This is a genomic window from Nonlabens ponticola (genome assembly GCF_003966335.1).
In the GTDB taxonomy this organism is placed as follows: Bacteria; Bacteroidota; Bacteroidia; order Flavobacteriales; family Flavobacteriaceae; genus Nonlabens; species Nonlabens ponticola.
Window position 1 is genome coordinate 2,651,617 of the sequence record NZ_CP034549.1, and the last position, 14,952, is coordinate 2,666,568.

General features: G+C 40.8%; 13 protein-coding genes. 5 read left to right on the forward strand and 8 right to left on the reverse strand.

Annotated elements, in window-relative coordinates; translation table 11 throughout:
- Positions 1–47: 47 nt before the first annotated feature.
- Positions 48–422: a hypothetical protein gene (locus EJ995_RS12005; RefSeq protein WP_126448627.1), complete on the forward strand. Its 375-nt coding sequence runs from the start codon at positions 48–50 to the stop codon at positions 420–422.
- Positions 422–799, forward strand: coding sequence for a hypothetical protein (locus EJ995_RS12010; RefSeq protein ID WP_126448628.1), 378 nt, complete (start codon positions 422–424; stop codon positions 797–799). The genes EJ995_RS12005 and EJ995_RS12010 overlap by 1 nt, the downstream gene beginning before the upstream one ends.
- Here EJ995_RS12010 and EJ995_RS12015 read toward each other — a convergent pair.
- From EJ995_RS12015 to typA, 5 genes are all read right to left on the reverse strand, one after another.
- A complete protein-coding gene (locus EJ995_RS12015) occupies positions 796–2,088 on the reverse strand; it encodes an O-antigen translocase (protein ID WP_206482249.1) in 1,293 nt (430 codons plus the stop codon). The two genes, EJ995_RS12010 and EJ995_RS12015, sit on opposite strands and share 4 nt — an antisense overlap.
- Positions 2,085–3,206 (reverse strand): DegT/DnrJ/EryC1/StrS family aminotransferase, encoded by a 1,122-nt coding sequence (locus tag EJ995_RS12020; RefSeq protein ID WP_126448629.1) that lies wholly within the window; start codon positions 3,204–3,206, stop codon positions 2,085–2,087. The genes EJ995_RS12015 and EJ995_RS12020 overlap by 4 nt, the downstream gene beginning before the upstream one ends.
- A 31-nt stretch (positions 3,207–3,237) precedes the next feature.
- Positions 3,238–3,540: a hypothetical protein gene (locus EJ995_RS12025; RefSeq protein WP_126448630.1), complete on the reverse strand. Its 303-nt coding sequence runs from the start codon at positions 3,538–3,540 to the stop codon at positions 3,238–3,240.
- Positions 3,537–4,466: a GNAT family N-acetyltransferase gene (locus EJ995_RS12030; protein WP_206482250.1), complete on the reverse strand. Its 930-nt coding sequence runs from the start codon at positions 4,464–4,466 to the stop codon at positions 3,537–3,539. The genes EJ995_RS12025 and EJ995_RS12030 overlap by 4 nt, the downstream gene beginning before the upstream one ends.
- A gap of 204 nt (positions 4,467–4,670) precedes the next feature.
- Positions 4,671–6,476 (reverse strand): translational GTPase TypA, encoded by a 1,806-nt coding sequence (typA, locus tag EJ995_RS12035; protein ID WP_126448632.1) that lies wholly within the window; start codon positions 6,474–6,476, stop codon positions 4,671–4,673.
- Positions 6,477–6,860: 384 nt separating this feature from the next.
- On the opposite strand from typA, the gene EJ995_RS12040 reads away from it, so the two are divergent.
- From EJ995_RS12040 to EJ995_RS12050, 3 genes are read left to right on the forward strand one after another with little or no spacing between them, the layout of a single operon-like run.
- Positions 6,861–7,709: a UbiA family prenyltransferase gene (locus tag EJ995_RS12040; protein WP_126448633.1), complete on the forward strand. Its 849-nt coding sequence runs from the start codon at positions 6,861–6,863 to the stop codon at positions 7,707–7,709.
- On the forward strand, positions 7,706–10,237 hold the full coding sequence (locus EJ995_RS12045; RefSeq protein WP_126448634.1) for a PEP/pyruvate-binding domain-containing protein: 2,532 nt from the start codon (positions 7,706–7,708) through the stop codon (positions 10,235–10,237). The genes EJ995_RS12040 and EJ995_RS12045 overlap by 4 nt, the downstream gene beginning before the upstream one ends.
- A complete protein-coding gene (locus tag EJ995_RS12050) occupies positions 10,230–11,291 on the forward strand; it encodes a hypothetical protein (RefSeq protein WP_126448635.1) in 1,062 nt (353 codons plus the stop codon). Before EJ995_RS12045 ends, EJ995_RS12050 begins: the two co-directional genes overlap by 8 nt.
- Here EJ995_RS12050 and EJ995_RS12055 read toward each other — a convergent pair.
- The 3 genes from EJ995_RS12055 to EJ995_RS12065 are packed head-to-tail and all read right to left on the reverse strand — an operon-like array spanning position 11,280 to position 14,946.
- On the reverse strand, positions 11,280–12,422 hold the full coding sequence (locus tag EJ995_RS12055; RefSeq protein ID WP_126448636.1) for a phosphotransferase: 1,143 nt from the start codon (positions 12,420–12,422) through the stop codon (positions 11,280–11,282). The genes EJ995_RS12050 and EJ995_RS12055 overlap by 12 nt on opposite strands.
- Positions 12,419–13,549 carry a DUF3419 family protein gene (locus tag EJ995_RS12060; protein ID WP_126448637.1) on the reverse strand — a complete coding sequence of 377 codons (1,131 nt, stop codon included), beginning with the start codon at positions 13,547–13,549 and terminating at the stop codon, positions 12,419–12,421. The genes EJ995_RS12055 and EJ995_RS12060 overlap by 4 nt, the downstream gene beginning before the upstream one ends.
- A complete protein-coding gene (locus EJ995_RS12065; RefSeq protein WP_126448638.1) occupies positions 13,546–14,946 on the reverse strand; it encodes an AMP-binding protein in 1,401 nt (466 codons plus the stop codon). The genes EJ995_RS12060 and EJ995_RS12065 overlap by 4 nt, the downstream gene beginning before the upstream one ends.
- Between the last annotated feature and the right edge of the window lie 6 nt (positions 14,947–14,952).

Sequence of the window (14,952 nt, forward strand, 5' to 3'; positions counted from 1 at the left end):
AAGCTTAAGGCATGCTTATTGAAACCTGATTTATATAAAGTTAGAGCATGAAAAAGTACCTGATAGCATTATTAATAATCTTACCAGTGGTTATGCTGGCGCAGGAAGAAGAGCAAGAAACCCGTAAAATCATCACTTTAGAAGTAAGTGGCTCGTCGTCGAACTACCATTTAAAAGATGCTCCGGCTATGGCCGCAGCTGGCGAGTATGTATACATCTCTTACGGGATCGCGCCGGCGTTCAATCCTGGCTTTAACAGCTATGTTTTAAAGGAATATGGGATCACGGTGATAAGTAATGGTTGTATGACGAGTGCAGGCCAGATGGCAACGGCCTCAGCTTTTAAAAAGGAGATCGAGAAGAAGTACGGCGAGCATTTTATGCACGATGAATTTGAAAAATTTAAAAAAGCTAGAAGTTAATGAAGTATTTGACTATCCTCTTTTTACTAGTTAGTACCACTTGCCTCGCTCAACACGATGGCATTGAAATAGATGTAGTTAAAGGACATAAAAAAATCACCTACACGGCCCAAAATACGACCAGCGACACGCTGGATCTGTTTTTTAAAGTCATCAGTGACGGTTTCCGTCGCAGTGCAGATAGACCGATTATCACGACTGTACCTGCAAAATCTACCATCAATCTACTCACACTTATTCCAAAGAAAAATGCGGATACAACGCACACTTACATTGCCGTAGTGACAAAACCTGAGCATAATATCCAGATAAGAAAAACAGATACAGTGGTGCGCGAAATAAGAAAAGTAGATCCTGTCAAAAAATCTGGTAATTAGTCTTGCTTGAATAATTCCTTGCGCAATAAGACAGCCAAGACTGCAAAATATAGTAGGTAACTTATCGCGTGCGCCATTACAATACCTTCAGTGTCATATTTTCTCACTAGGACATAGCTTGCTATGAGAAATGTTCCTAGACTCACAACCTCGGCAATCAGATATCTTTTCAAGTCGTTTTGAGCAATGAACCACATGGCCAATACGGTGGTGATTATTTTAATGAAATCACCGATGAGCTGCCATTTGAATAGCACCAGCATTCCTTCAAACTCTTCAGTAAATAGAATACTGACTATCAAGTCTCTAGTGATAAAAATAGTCACGAGACCAGCAGCTAGCGGCAAAAGCAATGTCTTGTAAAAGTCAAGGCTTACCATCTTAAGATTTGATGCATCACTGGACTTGCTGAATTTAGGCAACACATACATACTGATAAGCGTAGTGAAAAACAGCATGTAGTAAGATGATACGCGCTGTATCGCTTCCCACAAACCTGCGGCATCATCATTGACCACGGCACGCAAATCCTGTCGCACCAAAATATGGACCACAGGAATCAGCACCGCACTCGCAAGCGCCATAAAGCTGTAGGATAATAAAGGCTTTAAACTGTTTTTGTCAAATGATCCCGTAATTGATGGAAAAAGAGGCAGGTCTTTTCTATGGTAATACCAAATGACGATTGCCGTCACACATTGTATGATAGGTGCGATAACAATACCTGTCAAAGCACCGCTTAATTGATTCGTATAAATCAACCATGCACTGACGGCAAAAACCAATACATTGACTGCTATATTAAGAGAAATGAATCGCTTGTACCATTCAAATCCCTGCATCATGGATGCGATGAAAATGAATAATGTATAGAATGGTAGTGAGATAGCCAGATACTTAAAAACATAGGCATAGCTAGTTTCCAGTCCTATCAAGTAATTATCCAGCACCGAGGCAAGAAAGAAAGTAGTGATTCCTAATATTACTGATATAGCAATACCAGCTATCCAGGCCGTGCTATATATTTTGCGCAACTGTTGTGGCTCTTTTTTGAGACTTGCTGCATGTCTTACCAGACCATTCTCAAGACCTAGCACGCTAAAGGTTTGTACGCCTTGCATGAAATTGCGCAGATTACCCAACACACCCAATCCTGTAGCACCTGCAAAAACGGCTAGAATATAAGACATCGCAGAGCCAAGACCTATGCGTACCAAAATCTGGATAGAGTTATATCCAGCCACCTTGAGCAATAAATTTTTATTTAAATACTTGAATAGATGTCTCATTCAAAGCTGTTCACGGTATCAATCACTCGTTGCACTTCCTGATCACTTAATAATGGGTGACACGGAATGCTCAGTTGGGTTTTATGCAGTCGTTCTGTAACGGGAAAATTAAATGCGTTGAATTCAGGATAGACCTCTTGATGATGTGGCGGAATTTTATAATGAAAATTAGTACCGATTCCAGCGGCATCCATATGCTGCACCAGTCTACCTCGATCATCAGAATATATTGGGAAAACATGATGCGCATTGTGCTCGATCCATAAAGAATTAGGCACCTGTATTTTTTCATGTTTGATGCTGGAAATATAGGTTTCTGCGATCTCGCGACGTCTCGCATTGTCTTGATCTAGTAATGGTAAACGATTTGAGAGAAAACCTGCTTGCAAGGGATCCAATCGCGAGTTCACACCTAGAACGTCATTGACATATCGCGATTCACGACCATAGTTGGCTATTTTCCTGCACATGCTTCCCAGCTCTTCATCATCTGTCACGATGGCTCCAGCATCACCTAATGCGCCCAGATTTTTGGTTGGGTAAAAGGAAAAAGCACTGGCTCTGCCGCGTGAGCCAGATCGCATTCCTTGATCGGTTCTAGCGCCGTGGGCTTGAGCAGCGTCAGTGTAGATGGGTATTTTTTTTGCTTTCGCGCCTGCCTGCCGGTCAGGCAGGAAAGCATACACCTCATCATCCACCAGTTTACCATAAATATCTACCGCAATTACTCCATGGATGTTATCTAGCTGGTTCTTGATTTTATCTGCCGTGAGCAGTAATTCATCCACATCTACAGGAACAGGTATACAGCCTGCATTAGTGATGCTCAAGAATGTTGCGATGTAGGTATGTGCAGGCACCAGAATTCTAGCAGCTTTAGTTAAAACGCCTAACTCAACATCTGCACGCAGAATGATTTCTAGAGCTTCCAGACCGTTTGCAACGCCTATACAATGTTGGACACCGCAGTATGCGGCAAATTCGTTTTCAAATCGCGTGACCATATCGCCACCTATGTAGGTGCCACTATCATGCAAATGCTGCATGACGTCAAGATCCTGTTGCAGGAAACGACCTTGCAGGGACTTGAGATCTAGATATGGGATAGGAGCTGCCATCAAGCGGTTGAAGTTAATCAATTAAGAAAACTCACGTGGCAAAAGCCGCTGTCACCCGTTGCAAATTGAGAAGTACATTAACGGCAAGTAAAACAAACAAGATGACATTGACTGCTAGTCCAATAGTTTTGACTCTTGAACTAGGTTCCCGTAAACTTAGCATGGCAAACACAAAACCTGCCAGAACCGTTACAAAAAACAGGGTGATCAAATAACCTACAATGTCGTCCAGCATGGTGCTGCCGTCTCTATTGATGACAGATAAGGTTAGGAAAACCACTAATAATATAATGCTGAATGCTGCCAGGTGATAGCTGCGCTTAGAATGTTTCATGCTGTAAAAGTATAGGTTGCCGTAGCAACTTTGAGCTGCTTGCCGCCTAATTGTTTTTTAAATCGTAGAAGTCCTTGATTGATGCTACCATCGCGTTCATTGACGATACCTAGATCGATGTGTTTTTTACCATCTTGTCTGGCCTGTGCAATTAATTCCAAGTAAAGATAATCCATGGCATTTTTTTCAAACCCTAGACTGGTACTAGCCGCATACTGAATCTTAAGAATGTTGCCAAAATCAAAAACTAGTATTCCTGCAATTGGTTCCTGATCAAATTCTACTATGTGAAGTTTTATGCCGTCTGGGAATCTGGATTGTAAGAGCTGTATTTCAGCTAGCGAGTGAACTGGTGTTGCGTTGTGCCTATTTTTTAAGGATGGCACCAGAATGTTGTTCCAGTAATATGCAAGATCTTCTGATTGCTGTACTTGTAATTGATCAAACTTACCGTTGCGGTATCCTATGGTTTTTTTGGCGCTAGGTTGCCAGTCAGCGAGATCGATGACGACATCATCGGCTGTATCATTAACGCTGTAACCATTGCTATTGAGAGCGTCAAATGTTTTTTGATAGATATCATCATAAATCGCTGGCGGCAGCTTGATTTTTAGGTTTATAATGCTGTTGTTCTGAGAATAGTCCAGTAAGGCTTGATGCAAATTATCTAGGTCGGTCGCATCTGCTGATACGATCCAACCAGCGTAGGTCAAGCCGTTATGGGAAATCAAATGATCATCTACTACATGTGCTGGAAAGCAACCTCTCAGATTATCATCATCGAATGCCATGAGACTGTGATCCTGAAATCGGTCGCTGTGATATTCCATAAACTCACGCTCGTGCAGGAAACATCCATTGACAGATTGCTGTATAAAGTCATTCCAAGCAGCACGATCGCTAGATGTGTATAGTCTTAAACTCAATGGTGTCATTTGATGTGCTAAGATAGGCAGCACGGTCCTTAATCAATACATCCAAAAGACTGATGGTAGCTGCGTGAGTGATTGACGTGGAAATCCTTGTAATGGCGCGAGAGCGGCATTGCAAGATTGTAACAAAAAGCACGACCCCATGAATTTCTCTGTAGAAATTCAAGGGGTCACGCCCGTATGGTAATCAATAGGATGCTAGCCTAGCTCTTTGGCATGGCGTTTACGCTCGTTTTCATCAAGGTAGATCTTGCGCAATCTCAAGAAATTGGGCGTTACCTCAACGTACTCGTCCTTTTGTATGTATTCCAATGCTTCCTCTAGCGTGAACTTCACTGGTGGCGCGATCTTTACCTTATCGTCGTTACCGGCACTACGCACATTTGAAAGCTTCTTGGTTTTGGTCAAATTGAGGACTAGATCGTCTGGACGTGAGTTCTCGCCTACCACCTGACCGGTGTAAATTTCTTCACCTGGTGCGATGAAAAACTTACCACGATCCTGCATCTTATCCATAGAATATGGAATGGAAGTACCCTTTTCCATGGAGATCAAGGAACCGTTGATACGTCCAGGAATCTCACCTTTATAAGGCTCAAAACCAACGAAGCGGTGGTTCATAATCGCCTCACCAGCTGTTGCGGTGATCAATTGGTTTCTAAGACCGATGATACCACGCGATGGGATCTTGAATTCACAGATCATGCGCTCACCTTTGGGAGCCATGCTAGTCATCTCACCTTTTCTCATGGTCACCATCTCGACGGCTTTACCGCTCACGTTTTCTGGCAGGTCAATGGTCAACTCTTCAATAGGCTCGCACTTGACACCATCAATCTCCTTGATGATTACCTGTGGCTGGCCTATTTGTAGCTCGTATCCTTCACGACGCATGGTCTCGATCAATACGGAAAGGTGCAGTACACCACGGCCGAAGACCATGAATTTATCTGCAGATCCTGTATCGTGAACCTGCAACGCGAGGTTTTTCTCAAGCTCCTTTGTCAGTCTGTCTTTAATGTTTCTAGAGGTTACAAATTTACCGTCCTTACCAAAGAATGGTGAGTCGTTGATGGTAAACAGCATGCTCATCGTTGGCTCATCGATGGCGATGGTTTCCATAGCTTCTGGATTCTCAAAATCTGCAACGCTGTCGCCTATCTCAAATCCTTCTAGACCTACTAGTGCACAAATGTCACCAGCGTGAACTTCGTCCACTTTGGCCTTGCCCATACCGTCAAAAACGTAAACTTCCTTGACGCGTGCCTTAACTTCTGACCCGTCACGCTTACAAAGCGTTACCTGTTGGTTTTCTTTGATAGAGCCTCTTTTTACACGTCCTATCGCGATACGACCAGTGTAGTTTGAGAAATCAAGCGATGTAATCAATAATTGTGTGGTTCCTTCTTCTACTTTAGGCGCTGGAACGTGCTCAATGACCATATCAAGTAATGGCTCAATATTTTCGGTCTCGTCTTTCCAATCCTCAGACATCCAGTTGTTTTTGGCACTACCATAAACCGTTGGGAAATCAAGTTGCCACTCTTCGGCACCCAATTCAAACATGAGGTCAAAAACGGACTCGTGCACCTCATCTGGTGTACAGTTTTCCTTATCTACCTTGTTGACAACCACGCACGGCTTGAGGCCTAGGTCGATCGCCTTTTGCAATACAAAGCGTGTTTGTGGCATAGGGCCTTCAAAGGCATCAACGAGCAATAACACACCATCTGCCATATTGAGTACGCGCTCTACCTCACCACCAAAATCGGCGTGACCAGGCGTGTCGATGATATTAATCTTAGTTCCCTTGTACATAACGGACACATTTTTTGCAAGGATGGTAATACCACGCTCGCGCTCGATGTCGTTATTGTCAAGGATCAATTCTCCTGTGGCCTCGTTCTCACGGAATATCTCACAGTGGTGTAATATCTTGTCTACCAGGGTTGTCTTACCGTGGTCAACGTGTGCGATAATCGCAATATTTCTAATGTCTTTCATAAATAGCGCTCCTTAGCGGCTGCAAAAGTACTCTTATTTATTGGTTTATAGTCAAGTAGGGCGTTAAAGTGGTATTTGTTATAGTTTATTGATTAACAGCTATCTAGTTTTTTTTGGATTTAGTCAGGATACCGCTTTCGCGAAAGCGTGCGTGAACAGTTTGTGTTGCAACGATCTAGGATATCAAAACCAATATCCACAGTTTATTTTTGATTTTCATTTTCTTTTTATTCCGCTTTCGCGAAAGCGAAATAGATTCCATCGTACATGCTACTAATAGATTGATGAAGTACAAAAGACCACAGTTTTCATATATTGCCTATAAAGAGATAGACAATTAAAAACTTCATCGATTACCTTAATGAGCGATTTCCCGTAGTCAATATGGGATTGTTTGCTGTATTATTCTTTACCGTAAGAGCTGTAGCTTTTGACGGGCAAAACAATCCAATAGATAATGACTTGCAAAAATCCTGGTGGTGGATTGTTACAGGCGTTATAGCAGTAATCTCATTTTTCTTCAGACTTAGGGTGTTTGACGAGATTAAGGATTTTTCCATAGACTCTGTCAATCATCCCGATAGGGTTCTTCAAAGTGGACGTGTCCATTTAAAGCAGTTGCAGATCATAAGTTATTCGCTAATCGCGCTTGAAGTAGGATGGTCTTTGCTAACAGGTGTGCCCACATTCCTAGGCTGGCTTGCTGCTGTAGGCTATTCCCTATTGATGCGTTATGAGTTTTTTGTACCTGTGTTTTTAAAAAAGAGCCTTATCCTATATGGGTTCACGCACATGCTTATCATGCCGCTCATTATTTTATGGATATATGTGGCACACGCAGGTTTATATTTTCCATTAGCTTTCTGGTACGTGTGTGCAGCATCTTTGTTAGCAGGTTTTAGCTTTGAGATAGCGCGCAAAATTCATGCTCCTAGCCATGAAAGATCAGGAATCGATAGCTATTCAAAATCGTTAGGATTCAAAGTTGCTGTAGGCACATTACTTATTGTCTTGGCTGGTGGTCTAGCAGTTCAATATCTTCTATTAAATGCACTCGCTGCCAATTGGTATGTGGTAGCGTTGATAGGCATCATTTATCTGCTGTTACTGATTCTATACATCACGAACCTGAGGAAGCCTGATGAAAATCAGTTGAGGAAAGGTGAATTGCTGGTAAGCCTGTTCATGATAGCCAGTTACCTGAGTGTCATTATAGTAGTCAATTTTCTATGATTCAAAAAGCCTATACTAATAACATGGGCGGCAAGGCTCGTGGCCTCTATAGATTGAAAGAGCTAGGATTAGATGTTCCCGATTTCATAGTGATACCCTATGATGTTTTCAAAAATGTGGTGGAAAGACATAATGATCCTGATATTCTGACACAGCAATTGGAGAAATATAAACTGGATCAACAAGTGGTAAGCAGGGTTGAAGAAGCTCTAGCGAAATGGGATTTTCCTAATCAAAAGATAGCCGTAAGATCATCCATTCTAGATGAGGATGGTAGCGATCATTCCTTTGCTGGTATGATGGACAGTTATTTAAATCTCTATGATAGAGAGAGTGTGTTTGAAGCAATAAAGAAGTGTGCGGCAAGTGCCTATTCACATCGATCCATCACTTACCGCGAGGAGAACGAGTTGCCCTCACGAGCACGTCCAGCAGTCCTCGTACAAAAACAGATCAACGCAACGGCCAGCGGCGTGATTTTCACGACGTCGCCTATTTATCCTCAAGAGGTTGCCATACACATGGCGCAAGGCCTGGGCGACAAATTGGTGAGCGGTCAAGTAGCGGCAGATGAGTTTTATTACTTGAAAAAATCTGGGAAATTACACCGCTGCATGACCACCGATAATCTAGATTTCAATAATGATATATTAGAAGATCCGTCTAGTAGAGAAGATAATGACACGATAGGCACATTGCCTGATTATGTTCATCAGGATTTGTTGGATTACGCTTTCGCGAAAGCGGAACAGATAGAAGCCTTATACGGTCCTAGTGACATTGAGTTTTGTATAAAAGATGACCAATTCTATTTTCTACAATTAAGACCTATTACGACCAAGATTCCCGATGTCACCGTGTTTGATAATTCAAACATTCAAGAAAGTTATTGCGGTGTGACCACACCATTGACGTTTTCATTTGCGACACGTGCCTATGGTACTGTTTATAAGCAAACAATGAAAGTGGTAGGCATCAACCAGCGGACGATTGACGACTATCAAAACGTACTCAATAATTTGCTGGCGCTTAGAAAAGGTCGCATTTATTACAACATCAATAACTGGTATCGCGGCCTGCAGCTGTTGCCATCCTTTAGCCAAAACAAGGAAGACATGGAGGCAATGATGGGACTGGAAGAGCCTGTGGATTTTGTAATTGACACCAAAAAAAGTTGGCGAGAAAAAATACAATTACTGCCGTCGCTTATTCTGAATCTGTCGCGATTACTGCTTGAATTTAAACGCCTTAAAAAACGTACCGAGCGCTTTAAACACGATTTTAATGAGGTGTATCGCAACTTTTATCGTGACTCAAATCCTTCGGTATCATTGCAAGAGTTCATTAAACGCCGTCATCAATTAGATGAATTATTGTATCAATGGGACGTGCCTATCATCAACGACTTTAAGGTCATGATGAGCAATGGTAAGGTAAAACGGGCATTGGAAAGCATAGGTATCAAGAAAACGGAAGCTTTTCTAGCCCTTTATTTATCAAATGATCATGAGATTGAAAGTGCCTTTCCTACCAGACTTATGATTGATCTAGCAAGCGAAGTTGATCGTGATCCAGAGTTATGTAAACTTATAAAAGCCTTACCTCAAGAATTGCATCATCAAATTAAAGCTAGCTATCCAGAATTTTATTTGAAGGTAGAAGATTTTATGGATAGATATGGTGATCGCACTATTGGCGAACTGAAGCTTGAGACTATCACCATGCGGGTTCAACCTCAAATTTTCTATCAATACCTTAAAAACTTATTCGGCTACCACAGTATTGATAAAGCTCCACAAAATTTACAGGATACAGCAAAGAAAGAGCTGGTGGAAGCCCTAGATGGTAAGTCCTTTTTTACAAAGCGATCTGTCATTAATAAGCTCCATCAATTACAGGATAGCATTAGACGTCGCGAAAGTTTGCGACTGGACCGTACCAGGTTATTCGGTATGTATAGAACTCTTTATAGACAGTATGCCTCGCATCTAAAGAATCAAGATTTTATTGATCAAATAGATGATATATTCTACCTGACAGAAGATGAATTGATCAATGATCAACAAGATCATTTCAAAGAGCTTATCACAGAACGTCAAGGCCTTTTTGAATCATATGAATCTCAAGAAGTACCATCTCGTATTGTCCAGCCATATCCACCGGTAGGAAATGAAAAGCCTAAACTTGATGACAATGAATTAATGGGTCAAGGTTGTCATCCTGGTGAGGCAACTGGCGAGGTTCTCGTTATCACAAATCCTACAGATGATTTGAATGTCAAAGACAAAATCATAGTCGCTCAACGTACTGATCCTGGATGGTGTGCGTTATTTCCATCTTGCCGTGCTGTCATTATTGAAAAAGGAAGCATGCTTTCCCATTCGGTTATCTTACTACGTGAATTAGGAATTCCAACGATTATCAATGTACCTGCGGTGACTAAAATCTTGAAAACCGGTCAAGAAATTAAAATGAATGGCAGTACTGGCCACATTCAAATAATACAGAGAACTACTAAGAATGATTGAGCGGAAAGTTTATGAAAAAGGTACAGTAGTAGATCAACCATGGGCAGATCTATATGAGGTGGTTTATGGCGAGTTGGAATTTAAACCTGATGAGCCTGCTCATGTTACTCAGTGGCTTTTTAATCACTATGCATCTAGCAATGATATCATTGTTTACAAAGCTACAGGTAGTTTGAGCCTTGTGGGAATTTTTCCACATGGATCTGATACTGCTTATTTCGGCTATTGGGAAACCATCAATGATCTTGATCTTAACCAGCAAGCATTTAAACTGCTGGAAGAGGATGCTTTAAGACAAGATTATACCAGCGTGGTAGGACCATTACATTTTAATACATATCATCGATATAGGCTGCGATTAGGATCAGTACCTAGTTGGAAAATGTTTGATAAAGAACCCGTAAATCCTACATACTATCCAGAAATTATGGAACAATTAGGGTACCGCATCAAAAACACTTTTCAAAGCCATTGTTTATCTCATGAGGTAATTGAGCAAATGTATGAGGTGGCAAAGTCATTGAGTAAACAACAAGTTCCAGAAGAAATTATAATCAGCCAACTGGATAAATCCTTATGGCTAAAGTATGCTGATCAGATATTTGAACTAACGTCTCAAATCTTTTCTGGCAATGCAAACTATAGTGGCGTTACAAGAGCCGAATTTGATTTGCAATACAATGCTGCGTTTGCGGCTGGTCTGTGCCCGCATTCCTCAAGCTTGCTTATCGATACCGTAAATGATAGACTAGCTGCGTTAAGTTTATGCCTGCCTAATTACCATGGTTTAGAAACATCAACTCCTGTGTATGAAGATGATTATGCATCGCTGCAACAGCCTACTTTACTTGCTAAAACCGTAGGCGTGCATCCAGATTATAGAGGACAAAACTTAATGAATGCTATGGGTATGTATGGAAGTGCTGGTTTTATAAATAGGTACGATCAAGTAATTTTTTGCTTGATGAAAGAAGATAATGCATCGCAAAATTTCACTAAATATCTTAAGAAAGAAACAGCATTGTATGGATTGTTTGAAAAATCAATTGGTTAAATAATCCTCGCAAAATTGATCAAGTAAAAAATAGGTCTGGTAAACGCGTTCCAAAAATGGATAAGGAGTAATCTTGTGAGCCATAGTATACAAACCTAATCTGTGCAGCGCAAATTGAGATGCAGCAAGTTGTAGTGTCCCGACAAATTCTGGTAACTCTTGTGGATAGTCGTAGTTAACATTGAGATGCTCGTGATAACGATTGATCAGGGTTTCTATCTCACCTTTTCTATCTGCGGTGATTGCAAAACAAATAAATTCTGCAAGATCATAGTGAGGTATGTGCATAGTTGCCAGTTCCCAATCATAAAGCAATAAGCTATCATTTTTAATACAGCAATTGCGCAGGTTGCAATCATTATGAATGATTGTTTTGGGCAATTCATCTAATCCTGCGTAAAGTTGAGGTATCTTCTCTAAGTATCTCTCAAGAACAATGCATTGCTCTGACGTGATCAAATTAAGATCTCGCGAATTGTTCAATAGACTAGATAGGACAGGTTTTATTTTCTTGTAAAAATTAGAGCTAGGTAAATCATACTGCCATTCATTATCTATCAATCGATCAGCGAGATGCAAAGCATCACCATGCCAACTAGCTAGATCTATGATGGCGCTGGACAAGTCATTATGTGTCCATACTTCTGGCTGCATGACCGTGTTGAGATTTTGCTGCGCGTACAGATCTTCCATAAGTATCATGAATATCCCTTGTTTTTCATCGCGATGCGTACCATAAATAGTTGGCATAACAGCGTGTGTTACATGCTCATATAAGTACAATTCCTTGAAATGACTGTTTTCAAATCCCATTAAAGTAGCATACGCTGGATACACGTCCTTTAAAGGCGATGAGGAAAGTTGAGATAGTCCAGTTAGCATTTCAGATGTTTCAGAGCCAAAGGTCTTTACCTTGAGAACCATTTTTTGTTTCTGAGGCTCTTGGTTTATGCGGTAATCTACACTATAGCCAAAGTGCCCAACCGATAATCCTTGCTGTGACTGATTAAGCGATGTTAGAATACTTGATGAATTATCAATCGCATAAGGCTCAAGCGATAATATCTTAACCTTTTTTTCCAATCTATCACTCATCATTTGTGCGATGAAATTTTTGGAAATCTCTATCAAAAAGCTGTCATTTTTTCCAGTTCGTGTACTCTAGCAGGATCTGGATGGATTTGAAGCACACGCTTGTTTAAAAAATAGAAACATGCAGTCGTTGCGATACACTGATATTGAAGCCTTGCCTCCATCTCCGCATCAGACTGGCGAGTAATTTGTTGATCCTGAAGCAAGTTCCAATACACAAGCTTTAAAGACCGTGATCGGGAGAACAACTGTGATACGGCAGATTGAAAATCTGCAGGACTTACGTATTCAAAAATGTTTGATAGTGAGGCTTTGGTAACTTCTTGCCCTGGCGCAGAATTCAAGTAATGCATTGCTTCATCCTTAACCACAGTGACTTTATGAACTTGTCTGGCAATGGTATCAAAATTTTGTTCCTGATAACATGCTGGCCATAAATGAGGATCGATATTCTCGCAACCGTACATGAAGAACCTTGAATAAAAGTTATGGTTCAGTAATTCAACTTTTGAATGTTCTAGTAATCGCTCATAAAACACTTCTCCTGTCGATTGACTCGTATAAGTGAAGAGCTTTGGGTCACGTCCTTGTGACAAATTGTTCTTATTAAAATAGCTGATGAATAATTCCTTGAATGCAGAATTGTCCAGTTCATCAATAAAAAAATCGGCTTGTTGTGATAATTCTTCAAATTTGAACAACTTATCTACTTTAGGCTTTAGATCAACTGGTAGTGATTCATAGAATCCGTGTATATATCTTTCCAGCCTACCCGATTCCATCACCTTATCACCTGTGGTTTTGAAAAACGCCTTTGTCCATTCTAGCAAGTCCTTATCCATAGTCGCTGACAGGATTTGTATCACTTGCTCTTGCGATATTTTATTAGACAAACCCAAGAAAGAAGTCAATAATTCGTGATTGTGGTACTGGTATATGTGCAACTTAACCCTTAGTAATTGATTTTGATGCTCATTGACATCAACCGCAGTTACACTTTGTGGCTCGTCCAGCAAAGCATTAAGTGCATTACATCCAGCCGATGTAATGACCAGCACGTGATCCTGTGTATTGATGTCAAGTGCACGCCGCATGTTATCGCCACTTTCCCATATCATGGAATAACGCAATTGATCTAGATCTATATTAGAAAAAGCTGACTTCATAAGTCATTATAACGAATTTTGGACAAATGTCTTGCATCTACTGGCAGAAATGGATGTTTCTCGACGAGAATCGACTGTATATCGATAATTTTTGTCAAGCAATCAATTACTCGATTACTAGATGCAAATCCAGAGAAATGGATGCTTGCCTTATTGGGATAAATGATTACTCCAACTTGCGATATTTCTAGCTTGGATAATAAATAATGCTCTATTTGATATGCATAATATCCACCGTAGGTCATGGCATTATCCTTGCGCGCAACTAGATATAGCTCGTTATTTAAAAGATATCCGTAGTCACCGGTGTGATAAGACGACTTACTAATCACATGTTTCCCAGAGACCACGATCTCTCCTATAATGTCGCCATCACCGTTTTTCACCGCGTCATCCTCAATAATTTCAAGCTCGATATCTGGATGAATGGTTCCTACACAGTAGCCTAAAAGTGGATCAAGCGATGCATTGTATTCTTTTACTGCTATGGGCTCTGCCTCGGTAGATCCGTAGATGACGTACAATTGAGCGTATTGAAATGCAATTGATACTCTATCCAGTAATTTGTTAGGGACTGGAGAACCGCCTATACCAATCATTCTTACAGTAGAAACATCAAACTCTCCATCGCTGGATTTTTCTATACAATCCAACAGATGTGTAAAATAAAACACATTACCCGTCAATCTAGTCACGCCATGTCGCATGATTTGCTTGAGAATCCTCTCTGGCTCAAGGTTCTCTAGTTTCCAATCAGGTATATCTGGTACGACCGTTGTCACTCCAGCATTGAGATTATGCAAAAGCAGGTTAGGAAAAAGAGGTAAATCGATCTCGTCGTCTTGAGGATAAAATATCTTTAGAATAGCCTCGTGCTGGTTGATAAGATCTTGGTGGGTACGCTGGATAGGCTTACTCACATCAGTACTGCCAGACGTATGCGATATGAGAGCTAATGTATCACCATCCAGAACCTTAAGTTTAAAAAATCTATTTTTTGAAAGAGCTATTCCTTGCAGCATTTGAATACCTAGACTATTACAAAGTACCCTAATGAGAAAATTGTTAGAATCAAGTATCAAATATCTGATTTTGTGATTCCAAATAAATGATAGCAAATGCCACTTAGAACTTTGACGAGGTAAACTCGTGAGTGCGACACCTTGATGCAAACTCGCTAGGATAACATGCAAATTTTTATTTGAAATACTAGACATTGGCAGTGCGAGCGAATTTTTCACGGTACCCAGTGAATTAAAGTAACTCTCAAAAGAAATAACTCTATCAGCCAATTGCCCGTATGTCAATTCTAGAATAGCTGGATTTGGCCAGATAATCGCCGTCTTTTGAGCATGCTTTACAGCTAGGTCAAAGAAAGTAGCAAGGAGGTTGGGCATAGGTAT

What these genes read in the sequence shown, in the direction of transcription:
- EJ995_RS12040 (WP_126448633.1), top strand. Translation starts at nt 6,861, where the DNA reads ATGGGATTGTTTGCTGTATTATTCTTTACCGTAAGAGCTGTAGCTTTT.
- EJ995_RS12065 (WP_126448638.1), bottom strand. Translation starts at nt 14,946, where the DNA reads ATGCCCAACCTCCTTGCTACTTTCTTTGACCTAGCTGTAAAGCATGCT.
- EJ995_RS12045 (WP_126448634.1), top strand. Translation starts at nt 7,706, where the DNA reads ATGATTCAAAAAGCCTATACTAATAACATGGGCGGCAAGGCTCGTGGC.
- EJ995_RS12050 (WP_126448635.1), top strand. Translation starts at nt 10,230, where the DNA reads ATGATTGAGCGGAAAGTTTATGAAAAAGGTACAGTAGTAGATCAACCA.
- EJ995_RS12010 (WP_126448628.1), top strand. Translation starts at nt 422, where the DNA reads ATGAAGTATTTGACTATCCTCTTTTTACTAGTTAGTACCACTTGCCTC.
- EJ995_RS12060 (WP_126448637.1), bottom strand. Translation starts at nt 13,549, where the DNA reads ATGAAGTCAGCTTTTTCTAATATAGATCTAGATCAATTGCGTTATTCC.
- EJ995_RS12020 (WP_126448629.1), bottom strand. Translation starts at nt 3,206, where the DNA reads ATGGCAGCTCCTATCCCATATCTAGATCTCAAGTCCCTGCAAGGTCGT.
- EJ995_RS12005 (WP_126448627.1), top strand. Translation starts at nt 48, where the DNA reads ATGAAAAAGTACCTGATAGCATTATTAATAATCTTACCAGTGGTTATG.
- typA (WP_126448632.1), bottom strand. Translation starts at nt 6,476, where the DNA reads ATGAAAGACATTAGAAATATTGCGATTATCGCACACGTTGACCACGGT.
- EJ995_RS12015 (WP_206482249.1), bottom strand. Translation starts at nt 2,088, where the DNA reads ATGAGACATCTATTCAAGTATTTAAATAAAAATTTATTGCTCAAGGTG.
- EJ995_RS12025 (WP_126448630.1), bottom strand. Translation starts at nt 3,540, where the DNA reads ATGAAACATTCTAAGCGCAGCTATCACCTGGCAGCATTCAGCATTATA.